The sequence below is a fragment of the Chromobacterium sp. Panama genome (genome assembly GCF_003052555.1).
Classification (GTDB): Bacteria; Pseudomonadota; Gammaproteobacteria; order Burkholderiales; family Chromobacteriaceae; genus Chromobacterium.
This window is the reverse complement of sequence record NZ_QARX01000001.1, coordinates 2,548,577-2,569,850: the sequence shown is the minus strand read 5'-3', so window position 1 is coordinate 2,569,850 and position 21,274 is coordinate 2,548,577. Positions and strand designations below refer to the sequence as shown.

The 21,274-nt window shown below is 64.4% G+C and carries 17 protein-coding genes; 10 read left to right on the top strand and 7 right to left on the bottom strand.

Going from position 1 to position 21,274, the window contains the following annotated elements; translation table 11 throughout:
* Positions 1-7 precede the first annotated feature (7 nt).
* Together DB032_RS11470 and DB032_RS11465 are read left to right on the top strand one after the other, a co-directional pair.
* Positions 8-772, top strand: coding sequence for a YdcF family protein (locus tag DB032_RS11470; RefSeq protein WP_107799609.1), 765 nt, complete (start codon positions 8-10; stop codon positions 770-772).
* Positions 773-775: 3 nt separating this feature from the next.
* Positions 776-1,639, top strand: a complete 864-nt coding sequence (locus DB032_RS11465) for an AraC family transcriptional regulator (RefSeq protein ID WP_107799608.1) — start codon at positions 776-778, stop codon at positions 1,637-1,639.
* On the opposite strand, the gene DB032_RS11460 is transcribed toward DB032_RS11465, so the two are convergent.
* The gene (locus DB032_RS11460) at positions 1,613-2,197 is read right to left on the bottom strand and encodes a LysE family translocator (protein WP_107799607.1); all 585 of its coding nucleotides are present in this window, start codon (positions 2,195-2,197) and stop codon (positions 1,613-1,615) included. The genes DB032_RS11465 and DB032_RS11460 overlap by 27 nt on opposite strands.
* 222 nt (positions 2,198-2,419) lie before the next feature.
* On the opposite strand from DB032_RS11460, the gene DB032_RS11455 reads away from it, so the two are divergent.
* Entirely contained in the window at positions 2,420-3,661 is a 1,242-nt protein-coding gene (locus DB032_RS11455; RefSeq protein ID WP_107799606.1) for a chitinase, read from the top strand.
* A 60-nt stretch (positions 3,662-3,721) separates the two neighbouring features.
* On the opposite strand, the gene DB032_RS11450 is transcribed toward DB032_RS11455, so the two are convergent.
* Positions 3,722-4,450 carry a peptidylprolyl isomerase gene (locus DB032_RS11450; protein WP_107799605.1) on the bottom strand — a complete coding sequence of 243 codons (729 nt, stop codon included), beginning with the start codon at positions 4,448-4,450 and terminating at the stop codon, positions 3,722-3,724.
* A 1,037-nt stretch (positions 4,451-5,487) separates the two neighbouring features.
* Here DB032_RS11450 and DB032_RS11445 point away from each other — a divergent pair.
* Positions 5,488-5,916 carry a thioesterase family protein gene (locus DB032_RS11445; protein ID WP_107801826.1) on the top strand — a complete coding sequence of 143 codons (429 nt, stop codon included), beginning with the start codon at positions 5,488-5,490 and terminating at the stop codon, positions 5,914-5,916.
* 71 nt (positions 5,917-5,987) lie between these two features.
* Here DB032_RS11445 and mnmC read toward each other — a convergent pair whose 3' ends face one another.
* Positions 5,988-7,973: a bifunctional tRNA (5-methylaminomethyl-2-thiouridine)(34)-methyltransferase MnmD/FAD-dependent 5-carboxymethylaminomethyl-2-thiouridine(34) oxidoreductase MnmC gene (gene mnmC, locus DB032_RS11440; RefSeq protein ID WP_107799604.1), complete on the bottom strand. Its 1,986-nt coding sequence runs from the start codon at positions 7,971-7,973 to the stop codon at positions 5,988-5,990.
* Between the two features lie 100 nt (positions 7,974-8,073).
* Positions 8,074-9,111 carry a tRNA 2-selenouridine(34) synthase MnmH gene (gene mnmH / locus DB032_RS11435; protein WP_107799603.1) on the bottom strand — a complete coding sequence of 346 codons (1,038 nt, stop codon included), beginning with the start codon at positions 9,109-9,111 and terminating at the stop codon, positions 8,074-8,076.
* Positions 9,112-9,131: 20 nt separating this feature from the next.
* On the opposite strand from mnmH, the gene selD reads away from it, so the two are divergent.
* Together selD and DB032_RS11425 are read left to right on the top strand one after the other, a co-directional pair.
* Positions 9,132-10,172: a selenide, water dikinase SelD gene (selD, locus tag DB032_RS11430; protein WP_107799602.1), complete on the top strand. Its 1,041-nt coding sequence runs from the start codon at positions 9,132-9,134 to the stop codon at positions 10,170-10,172.
* A gap of 10 nt (positions 10,173-10,182) precedes the next feature.
* Positions 10,183-10,680, top strand: a complete 498-nt coding sequence (locus tag DB032_RS11425; RefSeq protein WP_233246689.1) for a LexA family transcriptional regulator — start codon at positions 10,183-10,185, stop codon at positions 10,678-10,680.
* Positions 10,681-10,839: 159 nt separating this feature from the next.
* Here DB032_RS11425 and DB032_RS11420 read toward each other — a convergent pair whose 3' ends face one another.
* Positions 10,840-11,322, bottom strand: coding sequence for a hypothetical protein (locus tag DB032_RS11420; protein ID WP_107799600.1), 483 nt, complete (start codon positions 11,320-11,322; stop codon positions 10,840-10,842).
* A 244-nt stretch (positions 11,323-11,566) separates the two neighbouring features.
* On the opposite strand from DB032_RS11420, the gene clpB reads away from it, so the two are divergent.
* Complete coding sequence (clpB, locus tag DB032_RS11415; RefSeq protein WP_107799599.1) at positions 11,567-14,146, top strand: ATP-dependent chaperone ClpB; 2,580 nt, start codon at positions 11,567-11,569, stop codon at positions 14,144-14,146.
* 59 nt (positions 14,147-14,205) lie between these two features.
* Here the strand turns inward: clpB and DB032_RS11410 are convergent, their stop codons facing one another.
* Together DB032_RS11410 and fliW are read right to left on the bottom strand one after the other, a co-directional pair.
* Positions 14,206-14,772, bottom strand: coding sequence for a DNA-3-methyladenine glycosylase I (locus DB032_RS11410; RefSeq protein WP_107799598.1), 567 nt, complete (start codon positions 14,770-14,772; stop codon positions 14,206-14,208).
* Positions 14,772-15,206, bottom strand: coding sequence for a flagellar assembly protein FliW (gene fliW, locus DB032_RS11405; RefSeq protein ID WP_107799597.1), 435 nt, complete (start codon positions 15,204-15,206; stop codon positions 14,772-14,774). The genes DB032_RS11410 and fliW overlap by 1 nt, the downstream gene beginning before the upstream one ends.
* Before the next feature lie 206 nt (positions 15,207-15,412).
* On the opposite strand from fliW, the gene DB032_RS11400 reads away from it, so the two are divergent.
* Genes DB032_RS11400 through DB032_RS11390 form a run of 3 tightly spaced genes read left to right on the top strand, consistent with a single transcriptional unit; the run spans position 15,413 to position 21,229 of the window.
* Positions 15,413-16,627: an EAL domain-containing protein gene (locus DB032_RS11400; RefSeq protein ID WP_158274294.1), complete on the top strand. Its 1,215-nt coding sequence runs from the start codon at positions 15,413-15,415 to the stop codon at positions 16,625-16,627.
* Positions 16,624-17,355 (top strand): response regulator, encoded by a 732-nt coding sequence (locus DB032_RS11395; RefSeq protein WP_107799595.1) that lies wholly within the window; start codon positions 16,624-16,626, stop codon positions 17,353-17,355. Before DB032_RS11400 ends, DB032_RS11395 begins: the two co-directional genes overlap by 4 nt.
* Before the next feature lie 10 nt (positions 17,356-17,365).
* Complete coding sequence (locus DB032_RS11390; RefSeq protein WP_107799594.1) at positions 17,366-21,229, top strand: PAS domain-containing hybrid sensor histidine kinase/response regulator; 3,864 nt, start codon at positions 17,366-17,368, stop codon at positions 21,227-21,229.
* Positions 21,230-21,274 lie beyond the last annotated feature (45 nt).

The following is a 21,274-nucleotide window of genomic DNA, read 5'->3' as shown; positions in this document are numbered from 1 at the left end:
CATCCCCATGATCTCCACGATTTCCACGCAGGCGCTGGTCCATTTGGTGTTGGGCGCCTTCTTGCTGCCGCCGCTGAACATGTTGTTGCTGATCTTGCTGGGACTGGGGCTGCGCCGCCGCTGGCGGCGCCTGGGCGCCGGCCTGCTGACCTTGGGCATGGCGGGCCTGTACGCCTTGAGCACGCCGATGATGGCGATGTGGCTGAACCGGGGCCTGGAACGCTATCCGGTGATAGGCGCGGAGCCGTTGAGCCGGGCGGAGGCCATCGTGGTCTTGTCCGGCGGCAAGAAGCCCGCGCCGGAATACGGCGGCATGGAACCGGGCGCGGATTCGCTGGCGCGGCTGCGTTACGCCGCGCGGCTGGCGCATCAAAGCGGCAAGCCGATACTGCTGACCGGCGGCGCGCCGATGGGCGGGGAAGCCGAAGGCGCGGTGATGGCGCGGGTTCTGCGCGAGGAATACGGCATCGTCCCCCGTTGGGTGGAGACGCGTTCCAACACCACGCTGGAAAACGCCCGCTACTCCGCCGAATTGCTGCGCGCGGCCGGGATCAAGCGGATTGCGCTGGTCAGCCAGGGCTGGCATTTGCGTCGAGCCTTGCCGTTTTTCCAGCGTCAGGGTTTGGAAGTCACCGCCGCGCCAACCGCTTTTATCCGCTACGACGGCGGCGGCGTCGCCTGGTATCTGCCTAGCGGCCGAGCGATGCAGGAGTGCCACGCCGCGTTGAGGGAATGGCTGGGCATGCTGTTTTACCGGATGAAGGGAGAGTAGCCCATGCCGACGCAATCCGCCGCGTCCGCGCGGCCAAGAGTCGATCATCGCTTCTGGCGCGACGCGGCCTTGCCGCAGTTCGAGGCGCGCTCAGTGGCGGACGGACGCCGCGTCTGTTACGCCAGGCACGCGCATGAGACGTTTTCCCTGGGCGTCATCACCGCCGGCGCCTGCGACTACTTCAACGGCAAGGTGCGCCGCAGCGAGCGGGGCGCCTTGGTGTTGATGAATCCGGGCGACATCCATGCCTGCAATCCGGTGGCGGGGCAGGCCTGGTCCTATCGCATGCTGTATGTGGATGTGGGCTGGCTGGGCGGCTTGCAGCAAAGGCTGGGTCAGGGCCAGGCCGGCGGCTTTCGTCCCTTTGGCGAGGCGGCGAGCCGGGACCCGCGGCTGTTCTCCGGCTTCAACGCCTTGTTCGATGTGCTGTGCGCGGAGGGGCGGGAGCTCTTGGAGAAAGACGCGGCGGCCACCGCCTTCTTCGACGGCGCGCACCGGGTATTGGGCTTGGCCGTCGAGCCGGCGGCGGAATCGAATCAGCGTTTGGCGCGCGCGGCGGAATATATCGCCGCGCATTGCGATCAAGCCTTGCGCTTGGAGGAGATCTGCGCGGCGGCGGACTTGTCGGCCTCCTATCTGATCCGCGCGTTCAAGCGGCGTTACGGCGTCACGCCCCATGGCTTTCTGCTGAATCAGCGGGTGCAACTGGCGCGGCGGCTGATGCGCGGCGGCCTGCCCTTGGCGGAGGTGGCGCAGGCCGTCGGCTTCTCCGATCAAGCTCATCTGCATAAAATCTTCAAGCAGTACGTGGCCGCCACGCCGGGACAGTACCGCGCGGGCTCAGGTCAACAAGCCCAGCGCGCTTAGTCCCAGCAAGACCGCCATCGCTTGGTTGAAGCGGCGCAGCCGCCCAGGCGAAGCCAGTTTCTGTCCGAGCCAGGCGCCGGCCAGGACCCAGCAGGCTACCGAGGCGTAGCAAATCAGAAAGTAAAGCGCGGCGAAGCGCCATAAGGCCATTGCGTCTTGGCCCGAGGTGAACGCGGCGCAGCCCGCCAGCGCCGCGACCCAGGCCTTGGGGTTCAGCCATTGAATCGCCGCGCCCCGCCACCAGCCGGGTTGGACGCCGCTTTTGTCCCAGTCCAGCGCGCCGTCGCTGCGAGCCAATTGATACGCCATATAGAGCAAGAACGCCACGCCGGCCCATTGCAGCGCCTGCGTCAGCGCCGGCCATTGCCGAAGGGTCTGTTCCAGGCCCAGGCCGGTCAGCAACAGAAGCAGGGTGAAGCCGACGGTGGCGCCGCCGACATGGCGCATGCCGGCGCGCGCGCCATGCTGAGCGCCGCAACTGAGCGCGACGATATTGACCGGGCCGGGCGTGATGGAGGCGGCCAGCGCGAAGCCGGCCATGGCGAGAGTCTGATTCATGATGTGTCCTGGAGGGTGGGCGATGCGGACAAAGTAGCCGGGCGAGGGCGGGGCGTATTGTAGAAAATTGACCTGTCGGAGAGGTTTATCAAAAAATGCCTTTGACATGAATGGTTTAATGTAATACCAATTAAATACCAGCAAGGTCTGGGCTGACGTCCCGTTTGGCTCCCGTCTCCTGCGCGCGCCGACGCGGACGCTGCAATCCAAGGAGGAAGACGCATGTCGTTGAACTGGATAACCGTGATGCGGGCGTCCGCGTGCGCGCTGGCGGCGGGGCAGGCGTGGGCGATCTGCCCGGCATGGCAGGAGGGCGCCAGCTATCGGGCCGGCGACACGGTTGCGTACGCCGCGGCCAACTACACCGCGCGGGTGGCGCATACCGCCCATGTCGGCGCCAACTGGAATCCTCCGGCGTCGCCGACCCTGTGGCTGGCGGGAGGTAGTTGCGCGGGGGCGCCGGAGCCAACGCCGGAGCCGACGCCGTCTCCCACTCCTGGGCCGTCCGCGCCGTTCGCCAAACATGCTTTGGTGGGCTATTGGCACAATTTCGCCAACCCCAGCGGCGACGCTTATCCGCTGAGCCAGGTCAGCGACGATTGGGACGTGATCGCGGTGGCCTTCGCCGACGACGCGGGCAACGGCAAGCTCAGCTTCGCGCTGGATCCCAAGGCAGGCCCCGAAGCTCAGTTCATCCAGGATGTTCGCGCCAAGCAGGCCAAGGGCAAGAAGGTGGTGCTGTCGCTGGGCGGGCAGAATGGCTCGGTCACGCTGAACACTCCGGCGCAAGCCCAGAATTTCGTCAATAGCCTCTACGCCATCATCGTCAAATTCGGTTTCGACGGCATCGATCTGGATCTGGAAAGCGGGGTGTCGCAAGGCGCGCCCATCATCGGCAATCTGATTGGCGCGGTGAAGCAGTTGAAGGCCAAGGTGGGGGCGGGTTTCTACCTGTCCATGGCGCCGGAGCACCCCTATGTCCAGGGCGGCTATGTCGCCTACGGCAGCATCTGGGGCGCTTATCTGCCCATCATCGACGCATTGCGCGACGATTTGAGCGTGATCCATGTCCAGTACTACAACAACGGCGGGCTGAACACGCCTTATTCCAACGCCGCATTGGCTGAGGGCAGCGTGGACATGTTGGTGGGCGGCAGCAAGATGTTGATCGAGGGTTTCCCGCTGGCTTACGGCGCTTCGGGCAGTTTCAAGGGTTTGCGGCCGGATCAGGTGGCTTTCGGCGTGCCTTCCGGCCGCAGTTCCGCCAACTCCGGCTTTGTCAGCGCGGATACCGTGATCAAGTCGCTGGATTGCCTGATGGCCTTGAAAAATTGCGGCAGCGTCAAGCCGAGTCAGGCCTACCCGTCGTTTCGCGGCGTCATGAGCTGGTCGATCAACTGGGATCGCAAGGACGGCTTCCCGTTCTCGCGGCCGGTGGGGGCCTCGCTGCGCGGCCGCAACTGATGGACGTAAAAAAACCGGGGCGCGATTGCGCCTCGGTTTTGTACGGGTTCGAGCCGTGGCTTACAGCGCCGGCATCGCATAGCCTTCGATCTGAGCGGCGGCGACCAGCTGGCCCAGATAGGCCTGCATCGCCTTGTTGCCGGCCATGTCGTTCAGGTATTGCTGCAGGCGGTCCTTGATTTCCTCAAAGCTCACCTTGCCGCCCTCGTGGCGCTCTTGAACCTGGATGATGTGGTAGCCGAACTGGGTCTGCACCAGATCCGGCGCGAGCTGGCCGGCGGCGGTGTTGAATACCGCTTGTTCGAATTCCGGCACCATCTGGCCGCGGCCGAACTGGCCCAGGCTGCCGCCTTGCTGGCCGGACGGGCAGGTGGAGTGTTCGCGGGCCAGGTCGGCGAAGCGGGCCGGATTGGCCTTGATTTCTTCCAGCACGCCTTCCGCCTTGGCTTTGGCCAGGCTGCCGGCCAGGCCTTCGCCCAGCGGGAACAGAATGTGGCTGGCCACGGCGGACTCGCCGCTGCTGAAGCGCTCGGGGTATTGATTGTAGAAGGCCAGGCATGCGGCCTCGTCCACGGCGTCAACGTGCAGTTCCTGTTCCAGCAAGGCGCCGATGGCGGCGCCTTGGTCGGCGGTGTCGATGCCGAGGGACTTGGCTTTCTGCAACAGCAGTTCGCGCAGGACCAACTCCTGAACGGCGGCGTCGCGCGGGTTCGGCGCGTCAGCGTAGTGGGCTTGTTCCGCTTGCACCGTGTCTTCGGTGATTTCGATGCCGTTGACTCGAATGGTCATGGAGATTTCCTGTGATGGTAGATGAGGGATGCGCCCAAGGGCGGGAAATGTGCGATTTAAAAAGCGTTCGCCGCGCTTGTCAAGAAAGGCGGCGAGTCTTATCGAGGGGCGTTGGAATAAAGCGCGAAAATTTTAAGAATAATCTTATATTTGCCCGGTCGCTTAATCGCTAGTATACGAGCCATGCAGCTTCAGGGCTTGCATGAAAACCCGGTTGGCTGCTCATGCTTGTACGCCGCTTGCCGAGTCTTGATGTTCATGTGTACGTAGACGTCGTCCGTCTGTACTTCGTTCTGGTGCGCCAAGCTTTGGCTTGGACACTTGGTGAATTGAGATCCCCGTTTGGGCCGCCTCCGTGCGGCCTCTTTTTTTGCCCAGCCCTCTGAGCATAACACGAAAGCATGCCGGCTTGGCTTGCGCCGCCGGGGACGGAGCATAAAAAAAGAGCCCCGATCAGGGGGCTCTGAATTGCACCTTCGCTCAGGTGATCGTCGCGGTTGCCGGTGGGCGTGTATCCACAGCCGGCAGCGCTTCGATCGTATCGAACCGCCCTCGGGGGAGAGCCGATTCGATGGACGCAGTATGCGCCTGCCGGCACGGGCCAAATAGAGTGATTATTGGGGGCTTGTGTGACGGGCTGTGATGAAATCGGGGCGGGCTTAACATTTGCGCAATGAATTGGCGCGCAGGTCTGGCTGAGGGGGCGCGAAGCATAAAAAAAGAGCCCCAGATGGGGCCCCAATTTGCACCTTCGCTCAGGAGACCAACGCGCCGGCCAGAAGGGGTAGGTAATTTCCAACAGAACCCGCGCGCTGATCATGCCAGATCAGGACTCTTGCGAGCCCTGGCTGCTGACGGAAACCAGTATGCCGATTTGTTTCGAGGCCGGATATTTGGATTTGTTGTGTTTTATGTGACGCTATGTGACCCGGGCGGGATTGGCCGCTATCATGACGCAGTGCAAACAATCATGGCGCGCCGGCCGTGAACGGCGCGCCTATGGACGCCGCGCCGGCTCGTCTTACAAGGGGAACAGCGTGGACAAGCATTACCCGGTTATCGATACCCGCAGCATCGTGATGCGTTGGGGCGATATGGACGCCGTCGGGCATCTGAACAATACGTACTATTTCCGTTATCTGGAGCAGATCCGCCTGGATTGGCTGGAAAGCCTGGGGCACGGCATCGACCCCTCAGGCTGCGGTCCGGTGCTGGCGGGCACCGCCTGCGTGTTCCGCAAGGAGATCACCTATCCGGCCACGCTAGACATTAGCATCGAACTGGAAAAACTGGGACGCAGCAGCTTGAAGCTGCGCCATCATTTTTATCGGCGCGACGATCCCGGCGTGGTGTACGCCAGCGGCGAGGTGACGCTGGTGTGGGTGGATTATCAGGCGGGCAAGTCGGTCGCCATCCCGGAGGACATTCGCGCGGCGGTGGAGACGGCGGCCAAGTCCGCCGCCTGAGACAACCAGGTTTTCCCGGCCCCCGTCGCCTTGGCGCGGCGGGGGCTTTTTCGCGCCTGGCTGCCGCCGGGTCAGCTTTGCCGCGGCACTTTGTTGCGCATCAGATCGCGCATCAGGAAACGGCTGGGGTGGGTGGCCTGCATCAGGCTGCGGGCCACCGGGGCCGGTTCGTCCTCCAGCAGGGCGGCGAGTATTTCGCCCGACAGCGGCGCGGTGATCATGCCGCGCGAACCATGGGCGGTGTTGACGTAGAGGCCGTCTATCCAGGGTGCGGCGGCGGTCAGTTTCAAGGAAGCGTCCTTGCTCAGCGGCAGATAGGCGTCGATCAGGCCTTGCGCGTGGGCGACCGGTCCGACGATGGGCAGATAGTCCGGGCTGGTGCAACGCAGCGCGGCGCGTCCGGCCAGGGCTTTGTCCAGCAGGCTTTCGCCGCCCAGGGCCTGGTACAGGCTGGGCGCGAGTCCCGCCAGCATCTGCAGGTTTTCCTGATGCTCGAACAGGTTGACGCCGAGATCTTCGGTGTTGAATTTGAAGGTGGCGCCCAGGCAGTGTTCGCCGAAACGGGCCGGGGAGATATAGCCTTCGCCGCACAGCACGGTGCGCAGCGCCTCGCTGTGTTCGGTGGCGCGCGTCACGGTGACCTGGCCGCGAATCTTTTTCAAGGGCAGGTGCTGGGTGGCGTCGAAGGCGCCGGTTTCCGCCGCGCCGGCCAGAATGACCACGGAACCGATGGCCACCGAGCCTTCATCGCCGATGGCGACCCAGCTCTTGTCCAGCGGGTTGTAGTCCAGCTCCACGATGGTGCGGCTGGTGCGGACCTGGATATTGGGATGCTCCACCAGCTTGCGCACCAGGGCGGGCGGATTGACCCAGCCGCCCTGCGGAAAGAACAGGCCGCCGTGCTGCAGCTCGACGCCGGCCAGCTCGCTGGCTTCCCGCGCGTCGACCGGGCGCAGGAAGTCTTCGCCGAAGCCGGCCGCGGCCAGCCCTTGCTGGCGTTCCGACTCGGCCGCGTCGTAGGCCAGTTGCAAGACGCCGCAGCCGCGCCAGTGCGCGTCGTCCTCCGGCAGCTGGGTTTTCAGCGTGCGCAGGCTATAGCCGTAGCCGGACAGGATCAGGCGGGTCAGCGGGGTGAAGTGCGGGGACAGCTTGGTGTACAGCACGCCTTGCGGGTTGCCGGAGGCGCCGCGCGCGAGTTCGGGCAGGCGTTCCACCACGGTGACCTGCCAGCCGCGGCAGGCCAGGCTGTAGGCGCTGGCGGCGCCGGCGATGCCGCCGCCGATGACGATGGCGCTGCGTTCCCCGTGGCGCCGCATCGGGCGGGCGAACCACGGAGGCGACCATTCGCCGTCGGGCAGGATTTGCAGATGGCCGTGGCTCATTTCCCGCTTATGGCCGAAGCCGGCGGTCTTGCTGACGGCGAAGCCGGCCTCGCTCAAGCCGCGACGCACGAAACCGGCGCTGGTGAAGGTGGCGAAGGTGGCGCCGGGCGCGGAGAGCCGCGCCATGGTCTGGAACAGCTCCGCTTGCCACATGTCCGGGTTCTTGGACGGGGCGAAGCCGTCGAGGAACCAGGCGTCCACGCGAGCGTCCACCTCCGGCAGCACTTCCAGGACATCGCCGATCAGCAAGGTCAGCGTGACGCGCCCCTGGCTGAGCAGCAGGCGGTGCCAGCCCGGAGGCAGGGACTGGTATTGGGCCAGCAGCTGCTGCGCCAGGCCGGCGAGCTGGGGCCAGAGCGCCAGCGCCCGGGCCAGATCGCGCGGGGTCAGCGGAAACTTCTCCGCGCTGATGAAGTGCAGGCGCGTGTCGGCCGGCGCGTATTGCAAAAAGCATTCCCACGCGCATAAAAAGTTCAGGCCGGTGCCGAAGCCGGTTTCGGCAATGGCGAAGTGGCCGCCGGCGGGCAGTTCGGCGAAGCGCTCGGCCAAGCGGTTGTGCCGCAGGAAGACATGGCGGGTCTCGTCCAGGCCGGAAGCGCGGGAGAAGTAGACGTCGCCGAAGGCGAGGGAAACCGGTTGACCGTCGTGCCAGTCAAGTTGAGCGTGTGGGGTCATGCGCGCGGAGTCGGGGCGCGGCGCGGCGCCGCGGGTGAATTAGGATGTTCTGATGATACCGCAGTTTTGCGCCGCTGATGAGCGGCGCCGCGGCCCCTGTTCAGACTATCCGCGCCGCGGCCAGGTCCAGTTGCTCCGGAGCCAGGCTGTCCAGCCGCAAAGGCGAGGTCTTGGCCAGCTGCGGGTAATGCTTGCCCAGCGAGCGGTAGTAGAGCGGGTCGTAGTGCTTGGCCAGCAGTTCCGCCACCAGGGCGTCGAAGCGCCCGGCCCGGATCAACTGGTTCCAGGCGTCCAGCTGTTCGCCCGAGTGCAGCCCTTTCAAGAAGCCCAGTTGGCGGATCAAGGTTTCGGGGTCTCGCAGGTAGAAGTCGTAATCCTCCAGCAAAAAGCGCACGCGCTCCGCCAAAGGCACGTCGATCAGCAGGCAGTCGCCTTGGTGCATCTGGCGGTACAGCGCGTCGGGCAGGGTGACGAAGCCGACCTTTTTGCTTTCCGATTCGATGAAGACGGGTCGGTCGGAATCCAGGCCGCGGATCTGTTGCAGCAGCAAGGTGTCGAACCATTTTTGCGGCGGCTGGGGCAGGTCCGGCAGACGGCCCAGCACCGAGCCGCGGTGATTGGCCAGCAGCTCCAGATCCAGCACCTGATGGCCGGCGCGCGCCAGCGCCTGCAGCAAGCGGCTTTTGCCGGAGCCGGTGGGGCCGCAGATCACGCGCAGCTTGAGCTGGCCGGGCAGTTCCTCCAGCCATTGCAGCGCCTGGCGGCGATAGGCTTTGTAGCCGCCCTCCAGCTGATGCGCGGGCCAGCCTATCTGGGCGAAGATCAGGGCCATGGAGCCGGAACGCTGGCCGCCGCGCCAGCAGCAGATCAGCGGGCGCCAGGATTTGGGGCGATCGGCGAAGCGCTCTTCGATATGGCGGGCGATATTCTTGGCCGCCAGCGCGGCGCCGACCTTGCGCGCTTCGAATGGGGAAACCTGTTTATACAGCGTGCCGACGCGAATCCGCTCGTCGTTGTCCAGAACCGGGCAGTTAATGGCGCCGGGGATATGATCTTCGGCAAATTCCGCCGGAGATCGGACGTCGATGATCTCGTCAAACTGCCCAAGCTGTGATACGTTCGCGACCTTGAAAAGCATAAATATGGCGGAGTCCGCAAATGGCTGAAATCAAATTGACGCAATTGTCTCACGGCGGCGGCTGCGGCTGCAAAATTGCCCCGGCGGTGCTGGAGTCCATTTTGTCGACGGCCAAGGAAAAAATGGTTTTCCCCAATCTATTGGTGGGGGCGGAAACCAGCGACGACGCCGCGGTGTATCAGTTGAACGCCTCGCAAGCCATTGTGGCGACCACCGATTTTTTCATGCCCATCGTCGACGACGCCCGTGACTTTGGCCGCATCGCCGCCACCAACGCGCTGTCCGACATTTACGCGATGGGCGCGACCCCCATCATGGCCTTGGCCATTGTCGGCATGCCGGTGAAGGTGTTGCCGGTGGAAACCATCCGCGACATTCTTGCCGGCGGAGAGTCGGTATGCCACGCCGCGGGCATCCCGCTCGCCGGCGGCCATTCCATCGATTCCCCCGAGCCGATCTACGGTCTGGTGGCCTTGGGCGTGGTGCATCCGGACCAGCTCAAGCGCAATAGCGAGGCGCGCGACGGCGATGTGCTGATCCTGGGCAAGGGCCTGGGCGTGGGCGTGCTGGCGCAGGCGATGAAGAAAGGGGAGCTGGACGATAAGGGCTATCAGGCCTTGATCGCTTCCACCACCAAATTGAATACCGTCGGAGCGGAACTGGCGGCCATGGACGGCGTGCACGCGCTGACTGACGTCACCGGTTTCGGCCTGCTGGGCCATGCGTTGGAGGTGTGCAAGGGCGCCAAGCTGGCGGCGCACATCGATATGGCCGCGGTGCCGGTGATCGAGGAGGCGCGCGCTTTCGCGGAGCAAGGCTGCGGTCCGGGCGCGATCGAGCGCAATCTGGCCAGTTTCGGCGAGCACGTCGATTTTGGCGCGGGGCTGCCGGAGTGGCAGCTGCGGCTCTTGGCCGACCCGCAGACCAGCGGCGGTTTGCTGGCGGCGGTGGCGCCGGAGCAGGCCGACGAGGTGTTGGCGCGTTTCCAGCGCGCCGGTTTCGGCTATGCGGCCAAGATCGGCCGCCTGGCCGCGGGCGAGGCCCGCGTCATCGTCCGCTGAGCGGCGCGACGTGAAAGACGCGCGTCCGGAGCGCCTGCGGCTGGCCGCCCGCGACCGGCCCTTGACGGAGCTGGCGCGGCTGGCGCCCGGCCGGGTGGGCGGCGCGCGGCGCGCCAGCGCCGACGACGCCCAGATTCCTTGGTTCGACGGCAGCGTGGCGGCGGGTTTCCCATCGCCGGCCGACGACTATCTCGAGCGTTCGCTCAACCTCAACGATTTGTTGATCCAGCACCCGGACACCAGTTTCTTCGTGCGCGTCGCCGGCGACGCGATGGCCGGGGCCGGCATTTTCGACGGCGACTTGCTGATTGTCGATCGCATGCTGCCGCCGCGTCACAACGATGTGGTGGTGGCGGTGGCGGGCGAGGAATTCCTGGTGCGCCGGCTGCACCTGAGCCCTGATCGCGCCTGCTTGCGCGCCGTTCAGCCGGGCTACGCCGATTTGCAGGCGGACACCGACGTCGAGATCTGGGGCGTGGTCAGCTCGGTGGTGCGTTCGCTGCGCTGAGTTTGCCGGCGCGGCTTAGCGCCTATTTCAAAGTCTTGCGAGCTAGGGCGATACCAGGCGAAAACGGCTGAGCAAGCGGAATGCACATAGGGTCTATGAGCATTTCGAAGGTGTTCTCAACGTCGTATCGCCGAAGCACGGCAGGCTTTGAACAGGTTCTTAAAAGGTCCAGCGCAGGCTGAAGGTGGTGACGGCAACCCGCGTCTTGTGCGGGGTGTAGTCCATCTTGGGCACATAGCCCACTTCCAGCGCCAGTTTGCGAGTGCCTATGCTGAGCATGGGGAAGGCGACCACCTGCTTGACGCCGGAGCCGTCCAGATAACCGACCAATAAGGTGGTGCCGGCGTAGAGCGGGCTGGATCCCAGCTGCCATTCTTTGCGCCAGCCGCCGGCGACGAACCAGGCCGTTTCGCGGAAGGAGTCGCGATAAGAGCCGACGCGGCCGATCCAGCGGCCGTCCGCGTCGTTGCCCAGCGGCGCCCATTCCAGCCCGAGGCCGGGGTTTTCTCCGTTGAAATCGCAACGCTTGCCGCTGCATTGGCTGTGTATGGACGCGCCGTAGGCCAGCAAGGAAAGATCATTGTCGGCGTGGGCCAGGGAACAGGCGGTCAATAGCAGGCCGGCGGCCAGGAGTGGCTTCATGGTGATACCCCTTTAATGAAGATAAGCGATTACGCAAGTCAGGCGGCTCGGGACTTGGGTGGGCGGCTCTTGTTGGGCCAGTCCGGTTCCGCTCTTGATTTAATGCATAGATTAAATTTTTTGCCAACGCCATAAATAAAATGCGTCTGAGGAAAAATCGGGTTCAAGATCGACGATTGCGAGGCTTGAAAAGCAACTGGCCATGCCCAGATAGTGTTTATCAATCTTCCGAAGGAGCCACTCCATGCGATTCGACAAGCTGACGACCAAGTTCCAGCAGGCGCTGGGGGATGCCCAGAGTCTGGCCCTGTCTCAAGACCATGCTTACATCGAGCCGCAGCATCTGCTGTTGGCCATGCTGGACGACGCCGACGGCGGCATCGCCGGCCTGCTGGCACGCGCCGGCGTCAACGTGCCCGGCCTGAAAGCCGGCTTGAACCAGGCTTTGCAGCGCCTGCCGCGGGTGCAGGGCAATGGCGGCGAGATCACCGTCTCGCGGGATTTGGCCAATCTGCTGAACCTGAGCGACAAGGCGGCGATGAAGCTGGGCGACGAATTCATCGCCAGCGAGCTGTTCCTGTCCGCGCTGAGCCAGGACAAGGGCGAGGCCGCGCGGTTGCTGAAAGAGCACGGCGGCCAGCCGGCGGCGATCCAGGCCGCGATCGACGCGGTGCGCGGCGGCGCAAGCGTGTCCAGCCAGGACGCGGAGAGCCAGCGCGAAGCCTTGAAGAAGTACACCCAGGACCTGACCGAGCGCGCGCGCCTGGGCAAACTGGACCCGGTGATAGGCCGCGATGACGAGATCCGCCGCGCCATCCAGGTATTGCAGCGCCGCACCAAGAACAACCCGGTGTTGATCGGCGAGCCCGGCGTCGGCAAGACCGCCATTGTCGAGGGCCTGGCCCAGCGCATCGTCAACGGCGAAGTGCCGGAAAGCCTGAAGAACAAGCGCCTGCTGGTGTTGGATCTGGCGGCGCTGATCGCCGGCGCCAAGTTTCGCGGCGAATTCGAAGAGCGGCTGAAAGCGGTGTTGAACGATCTGGCCAAGGACGACGGCCAGACCCTGATCTTCATCGACGAGATCCACACCCTGGTGGGCGCGGGCAAGGCGGAGGGCGCGATGGACGCCGGCAATATGCTGAAGCCGGCGCTGGCGCGCGGGGAGCTGCATTGCATCGGCGCCACCACGCTGGACGAGTACCGCCGTTACATCGAGAAGGACGCGGCGCTGGAACGCCGCTTCCAGAAAGTGCTGGTCGGCGAACCCTCGGTGGAGGACACCATCGCCATCCTGCGCGGCTTGCAGGAAAAGTATGAAATCCATCATGGCGTGGACATCACCGACCCGGCCATCGTCGCCGCCGCCGAGCTGTCGCAGCGCTACATCACCGACCGCTTCTTGCCGGACAAGGCCATCGATTTGATCGACGAGGCCGCCAGCCGCATCAAGATGGAGCTGGATTCCAAGCCGGAAGAGATGGACAGGCTGGACCGCCGGCTGATCCAGCTGAAGATCGAGCGCGAGGCGGTGAACAAGGAAAGCGACGAGGCCTCGCAAAAGCGGCTGAAGCTGATCGAGGACGAGATCGCCGAGCTGTCGCGCGCCTATGCGGACCTGGACGAGATCTGGAAGGCGGAAAAAGCCGCGCAACAGGGCTCGCAGAGCATCAAGGAGGAAATCGAGCGCCTCAAGGTGGAGATGGAGGACCTGAAGCGCAAGGGCGATTGGCAGAAGCTGGCGGAACTGCAGTACGGCAAGCTGCCGCAGCTGGAGGCGCGGCTGCAGGACGCCGAGGCGGCCGGCGCCGGCGAGCAGGCCAGGCCCAACCGTTTGCTGCGCACCCAGGTGGGGGCGGAGGAGATCGCGGAAGTGGTCAGCCGCGCCACCGGCATTCCGGTGTCCAAGATGCTGGAAGGCGAGCGCGACAAGCTGTTGCGCATGGAGGAGGTGCTGCATCAGCGCGTGGTGGGGCAGGACGAGGCGGTCAGCGCGGTGGCCGACGCCATCCGTCGCTCCCGTTCCGGTCTGGCCGATCCCAACAAGCCTTACGGCTCCTTCCTGTTCCTGGGGCCGACCGGCGTGGGCAAGACCGAGCTGTGCAAGACCTTGGCCGGCTTTATGTTCGACAGCGAAGATCACCTGATCCGCATCGACATGTCCGAGTATATGGAGAAGCATTCGGTGTCCCGCTTGATCGGCGCGCCGCCGGGCTATGTCGGTTACGAGGAGGGCGGCTATCTGACCGAGCAGGTGCGCCGCAAGCCGTATAGCGTGATCTTGCTGGACGAGGTGGAGAAAGCGCATCCGGACGTGTTCAACATCCTGCTGCAAGTGCTGGACGACGGCCGCCTGACCGACGGCCAGGGCCGCACCGTGGATTTCAAGAACACCGTGGTGGTGATGACGTCCAATATCGGCAGCCAGCAGATCCAGGCGATGGACAGCGACGATTACCAGGTGATCAAGCTGGCGGTGATGGCGGAGGTGAAAACCCAGTTCCGGCCGGAGTTCATCAACCGCATCGACGAGGTGGTGGTGTTCCACGGCCTGGGCGAGCAGCACATCAAGTCCATCGCCCGCATCCAGCTCAAGAGCCTGGAGCGCCGGCTGGCCAAGCTGGATCTGGACTTGCAGATCAGCGAGGAGGCGCTGGCCTTGCTGTCCGAAGCCGGCTTCGATCCGGTCTACGGCGCGCGGCCCTTGAAGCGGGCGATCCAGTCCGAACTGGAAAACCCGTTGGCCAAGGCCATCCTGGCCGGCGAATACCCGCCGAAATCCACCATCCTGGTGGAAGCGCGGGACGGCCATCTGAGCTTTGCCTGAACGCAGGCCCGCTCGTAAAAAAAGCCCGGGAATCCGGGCTTTTTCTTTGGGCGGCGCGCTCAGCCGCGATCAGGGTGGCGGAAGCAGGCTGACATGTGGTCGTTGACCACGCCGCAGGCCTGCAGATAGGCGTAAATCACCGTGCTGCCGACGAAGTTCATGCCGGCTTTTTTCAGCGCCTTGCTGATGCGGTCGGACAGCTCGGTGCTGGCGGGCACCCGCTCGTCGTCGCGGCGGCGCAGTATCGGCCGGCCGTCCACATGCGCCCACAGCCAGTCGGCGAAACTGCCGTGTTGCCGCTGCATCTGCAGAAACACCTTGGCGTTGCGGATGGCGCTCCGGATCTTCAGCCGGTTGCGCACGATGCCGGCGTCCTGCATCAGGCGCTCAACGTCGCCGTCGTCCATCGCCGCCACCTTGACCGGGTCGAAGCCGTGAAAAGCGCGGCGGTAGCCGTCGCGCTTGCGCAGGATGGTGATCCAGGACAGGCCGGCCTGCGCGCCTTCCAGAATCAGCATCTCGAACAGCTTGCGGTCGTCGCGCTCGGGACATCCCCATTCCTCGTCGTGATAGGCGACGTAGAGCGGATCGTCGCCGCACCAGGCGCAGCGGGCCGGGGCCGGCATCAGCGGTTATGCAGCAGGATGTCGCACTGCAGCCCCACTTTTTGCAGGCCGGTGCGGCTTTGCAGATTGATCACCAGAGGATTGCGGATGTTCGCCTTCATCGTGGACAGCGCCGGGTGCTGTTCATCGGCCTGATTGCTCAGCATCAGCAGAATGGCCACATCCTGCGGCCGCTGCAATTGCAGCTCGGCCACTTCGGCGTCGTCCAGCTCTATCTCATAGCGGATGTCCAGCGCTTCCGGAGTGGTGATGCTGAAGATGACGCCGGCGTCGTCCAGCGATTGCAGCCAGAACACCTGCGGCTGGGCCTGGGTGGCGTTGTGGAACAGCTTGAAGCGGGTGCAGTTTTCCAGCGCGGGAATGCCGCGCGGGAAGGTGATGACGGTGCTCTCGTCGATATCGACTTGGCCGAGCTGGCTGGACTGGAACCGCATGGCGTGCCTCCTGGCGTGACAATGCTCTCATTATGCATGGCGACGACGGCAATTGCACAAGCGGAACGCCGCCGCGCGCGAAGATTGCAAGCCGTGGTTGTGGCCGAGGGCTTATCGGCCTATATCAATATTACTCGAATGTCGTATCTAAATTGGGTTGCGGACAGCCGGCAGGGCGCCCGCGCGCGATGCTAAGGGGAGATCCCATGAGCTTGCCCGCCAAGCGGTTTCTGATTCTTGAAGACCAGCTGGTGCTGCGGAAACTGATTTCCCGCCAGGCCAGTTTCTTTAGTCGCTACGAAGTGGCCATCGACGAGTTCAGCGACCCGGCCGAGGCGCTGCGCAGCATCGGGGAGAACCACTACGACCTGATCGTCACCGATATCGGCATGCCGGGCATGAACGGCATCGACTTCATCAAGCACGTGGCCTTGCTCGGCTACCGGGCGGCCTTGCTGATCATTTCCGGCTATGACGGCAAAACCCTGAACACCATCAGCGAGATGGCTTGCAGCCTGGGCATAGGCAGCACCCGCTTCCTGTCCAAGCCGTACTCGGCGGAGTCCTTTCTCACCGCGCTCAACAGCGTGTTCAACGATCTGGAGCGCGCCTACCAGGTGCAGCAGCTGGACGTGGAGGGCTTTTTCGCCGACGTCTGCTCCGGCGAATTCAAGCTGGAGATCGAACCCATCCTGGGCCTGCCCGGCCATCGGCTCGCCGGCTTCGACGTGACGGCCCTGATTCGGCCGCAGGGGCGGGTGGAGTGGGGCGCCGGCCTTTTCAATGTGCTGGCGCGCCGCAAGGGGGTTTCCGCCCTGGTGCTGGAGGAGCTGGTGGCCCGCATCGCCAGCCTGTTGGCCAGCCTGCGCCAGCAAGGCCTGGGCGAGGAGTGCGGCGTCAACGTGCGCATAGACAAAGCCTGTCTGGAGAGCGAGAACCTGTTCGACCACTGCCATGCCCAGTTGCAGCAGCGCGGCGTGCCGCCGCGCTTGCTGGGTTTCGAGTTGGCCGAGGGGCTGGGGCAGCAATCGCCGGCCCAGGCTTTCGAGAACGTCGCCAAGATCAAGTATCTGGGCTTCCGGCTGATCGCCGATCATTTCGGCAGCGGTTCGCTGACCCAGAGCAATATGCTCAAGCTGCCGTTCGACCATGTGAATATCCCCATCGAATCCCTGCAATGGATACGCGCCATGCTGGGCGCGGACCCGCAGGCGCTGCGGTTCTTGCGCATCTACGGCTTGCCGCCGGGAGCCATCACCGCCAGCGGGGTGGACGAGGAGGAGGATGTGACGCTGGCGCAGGAGATGGGCTGCCCCTGCGTGCAAGGCGCTTATATGGCCTTGCCGGTGCGTGAAAACGAATTGAGCGACTATTTGCGGCGGAGTCAGGAAACCGCGGCGGCGGAAGGGGGCGCGGGATGAGTATCGCGGCGGTGGACTTCTCGCGGATGCGGATATTGGTCGTGGACGACCAGACTCTGGTGCGCTCCTTGATCAGTCAGGCTTTGCAGACCATGGGCATGCGCTCGGACGCCATCTTCCAGACCGCGGACGGCACCGCGTCGATGCGCTTGCTGGATATCCGCATGGTGGACCTGGTGCTGTGCGATGTGCAGATGGCGCCGATGAACGGCATGGATCTGCTCAAGGAACTGCGCTGCGGCCACACCATGAATCCTTCCAATCTGCCCTTTGTGTTCCTGTCCGGCCATGCGGATCGCAGCAATGTGGTGCTGGCCAGCCAGTTGCACGCAGACGGCTTCGTGGTCAAGCCGCCGAAGCCGGCCGATGTGGAGAAGGCCATCGTGGCGGCGATGCAGCGCAAGCGGCCGGAGATCGATCCGTTCAGCTACTACGGCGTGTCCACCGGCACCGAATACGACCGCAAGGTTTTCGGCCGGCTGTTCGACGCTCCGGCGCTGCCCGAAGCGCCGCCGGGCATGGCGGTCAGCCTGCTCACGGTGAAGGCGGGCGCGGTGCTGGCTCAGGACCTGCACAGCAAGCACGGCCATTTGCTGCTGCCGCGCGGCGCGGCCATCTCCGCCAACCAGATCACGGTGCTGCGCGATTTCAGCGACCGCTACGGCGTTTTGCGGCTCTTCGTCGAGGAGGTTTCCGAGACGGAGGCCGAGTCGTCACGTGAGCTCTGAGCGGCCATCGATGAAGTTTTCCAGGCCGCGTCAGGAGCACATCAAATCCATCCGCCGCGCGGTGATCCTGATCGTCTTATTGCTGGGCGTGCTGCAGACCGGGGCCATTTTGCGTCTGTTGGACGAGTCCTGGGACTCCTATCGCAGGGCCCGGCACGTGGCCGAGCTCAATCGAGACATCTCGGCCTTGTATCAGGCGGTCAGCGCGGAAAACCTGGAGAGCAGCAAGCTGCGGCTGCTGCTGACGGCAAAATCGCCGCCTACGCCGCAACAACAGGAAGAACTGAAGCAGCTTGCCCGCGACACCGACGCCAAGTTCGTGGTGGCGCTGGCGTCGGTTCCCGTCATGACCGGGGCGGACGCCTCCAGCCAGGGGCGGCTGCGTAATCTGGCCCACGATTTCAAGGTGCTGCGCGATGAAACCACAAAGATATTGCGCCAGCCGGATTTTCAAAACGAATCGCTGAGCAATCTGCTCTACCTGGCCACTGCGCGGATGCGCAACGAGGCCGGCGGCATCCTGGCCGCGGACATGGCGCAGCTGGCCAGTCAGGGCGACCCCACGCTCAACAGCCTGATGATGATCAAGCAGAGCCTGTGGCAGCTGGGCGGGCAATTGCGCGGTAACGCGGTGGCGCTGATCATGCGCGAGCAGCTGGGGCACCGGATGAACCGCGACATCGAGGACGATCTGGCCTTCCGGCTCAGCTCCGCCATGGTCATGGTGGAGCAGCTGCGCCCGGTGATCCTGGGCGTGCACGACGACGCCTTGAAAGCCGCGTTCACTAATCTGACCACCTTGACGCTGAAGCTGCAACTAGTCGTCAAACTGCAATACGAACAGATAGACGGCGTTCAGTCTTTCCGTCAGGTCACGAATTTCCGCGTCAACTTGCTGGAACTGGATGAGGAGCTGCGGCGCACCTTCGGCATGGTGGAGCGGATGACGGCCGAGCGCATTGACGAAAGCCGGCGCACTTATCTGCTGCGCATGGTGCGCGACGGCTTGTTCGGCGTGCTGGCGCTGAGCCTGGTGCTGGTGTTGCTGTACTACATGGTGCGCCGCGTATTGCGGCCGCTGTCCGCGCTGAAGCATATGCTGGACGCCTCCGGCGACGCGGTGTTGATCGTCAATCGCAACGGTCGGATCGAAATCGCCAACGCGGGGGCCGGCAAGATGTTCGGCTATCCGCAAGCGGCCTTGCACGGCATGTCGGCCTATAGCTTGCTGGAGGTGCCGGGCGGCGCCGCGCATCTGACCCAGGCCTTGAACGATCAGGAAACCGTGGCCTTGGCCGGAGAAGGCTTGCCCGCCAACGGCGAACGCTTCTACGTGGCGATCTCGCTCAGCCAGTTCAGCAATAGCCGAGATCACGGCTGGCGCATGCTGACGGTGCGCAACGAGCAGCAAAGACGGCAGGCCGAAACCTCGCTGGAGCGCAGCGTGGAACTGTTGTCGGCAATTTCGGTGGTGGAGGGCATGTTGCTGGCGCGGGAGCCGCGCGACAAGGTGTTCGAGGAGCTGCACCGCGTGTTCTGCCATCACACCGGCGCCCGCGAATGCCTGTTGGTGGCCTGGTCGCCGCTGGACGAATGCGGGCAATCCCTGCGTTTGCAGGCCGGCAGCTGGCCGCCGGAATTGCCGTCGCTGCAGGAAGTCACCCACGCGGCGGCTCCGCTCAGCCAATTGTTCCAGCTGCTGAGCGAGCGCTCCACCTGGATTTCCCTGCCGGTGATGCTGGGCGGCGATGTCGCCGCGGCGGTGTGCATGCAGCAGCCGGACGTGTTTCGCCTGGGCGTGGGCATGCAGCCGCTGATCGGCGCCTACGCCAATATCCTGGGCTTTTACGATGAGGAAGCGCGGCGCAAGGTGTCGGAGGCGCAGTTGCGCACCGTGTTGCAGGAAGAGGAGGCGGTGTTCGCCTCGTCTCCGGTGGGTTTGCTGCGCCTGAACGAGCAATTGCAGATTTCCCGCTCCAACCAGACGGCGGAGATGATTTTCGACGTCGGCGATTACGGCCTGGTGGGCATGCATTTGATGGAGCTGATGGCGTCGGATCAAGGCTGGATAGAGTTGACCGAGCACTTGCAGCAAATGCGTCAGGGCACCCGCATCCACTGCGAACTGGAATGTCTGACCGGCGCGGGCCTTCCGATCTGGGTCCTGTTCGAAGGCCAGATGGTGGCGACGGAAACGGTGGAGGGCGTGATGATCCTGGCCTGCCTGGACATCACGGAACGCAAGATGGCCGAATTCGAACTGCGCATGGCGCGGGACCAGGCCAATGCCGCCAACCGCGCCAAGAGCGCCTTCCTCGCCACCATGAGCCACGAAATCCGCACGCCGATGAACGGGGTGCTGGGCATGTTGGAACTGTTGAACATGACCCGGCTGGACGGCGAGCAGCGGGACGCGGTGGCGACGATACACGATTCCGCGCACACGCTGCTGCGGCTGATCGACGATATTCTGGATTTCTCCAAGATCGAGGCCGACAAGCTGGAGATCGTCACCGCGCCGACGGCGACGCGGCCGTTTCTGGAGAGCATCCGCAGCCTGTACCAGGAAAACGCCTATAAAAAGGGGCTGGATTTCCAGTTGGAAGTGGATGAGCAACTGGCGCCGACGCTGGTGCTGGACCCCTTGCGCGTCCGGCAGATTCTGCAGAACTTCATCAGCAACGCGATCAAGTTCACCGCTCAGGGCGGCGTGACCATACGCGTCAAGGTGCTCAGCACCATGGCCAATTACCAGTCGCTCAGCTTCGAGGTGGAGGACAGCGGCATCGGCATGTCCGAGGACAGCTTGTCCAGGCTGTTCCAGCCCTTCACCCAGGCGGACTCCGACACCACCCGGCGGTTTGGCGGCACCGGCCTGGGCCTGGCCATCTGCCGGCGGCTGGCCGGCTTGATGGGCGGTCATGTGGAACTGGAGAGCGAGCTGGGCCAGGGCAGTTGCGCGCGTTTGCTGCTGGAGGCGGAGTGGTCGGAACAAGTGGTGGCCCCGGTCAGCCTGCCCCAGGTCCACGTGCCGGCGGAGACGCCGCGCGAAGAGGAGGTCGAAACCGCGGCGCCGTCGCCGGAGCGGAGCGCGCTGCCCATCTTGTTCGCCGAGGACAATCCCACCAACCGCAAGCTCACCCTCAAGCAGCTGGAAAAGCTGGGCTATGCGGCGGAATGGGCGGAGGACGGCGAGCAGGCTTTCGCCAAATGGCAGTCCGGCCGCTACTCGATGATTCTGACCGATTGCCATATGCCGGGCATAGACGGTTATCAGCTGGCGCGGCTGGTGCGCGCGCGCGAACAGGAGGAAGCGGAAGGAAGCCGTATTCCCATCGTCGCCTGCACCGCCAACGCCGCCAAGGAGGAGCTGGACAAGACCCGGGAAGCCGGCATGGACGATTTTCTGACCAAGCCGCTGTCGATTGCGGAGCTGTCCGCCGCGCTGCAAAAGTGGACGACGGCGGAGGCCGGGGCAAAAACGGCGGCGCCGCCCGCCGAGGCCGAACCTGAGGGCGGGCCGAAAGACGGGCCGGTGGACCGCTCCGTGCTGCAGGTGTACAGCAACGGCGAGCTGCAAGTGGAGTTGGAAATCCTGCGCGACTTCCAGCAAGGCAACGCCGAGGACGTGGCCGAACTGCGCAGCGCCATCGCGGAAGGCTCCAGCGACCGCGTCAGCTTCGCCGCCCACCGGGTCAAGGGCGCCAGCCGCATGGTGGGCATCAAGGCCTTGGGCGAGGCGGCCGAAGCGGTGGAAAAGGCCGGCAAGGCCCAGGCGATGGAGCAGGTGGCGGCCTTGATGCCGGCTTTCGACGCCGCGCTGGCCGAGTTCGAGGCCTGGCTGGCCAGGCAGAATGAAACCAATCCGGCCTGAGGTACGGTTCAAAGTCCGCTGCGCGCCGACGACGCGGCGGGGGAG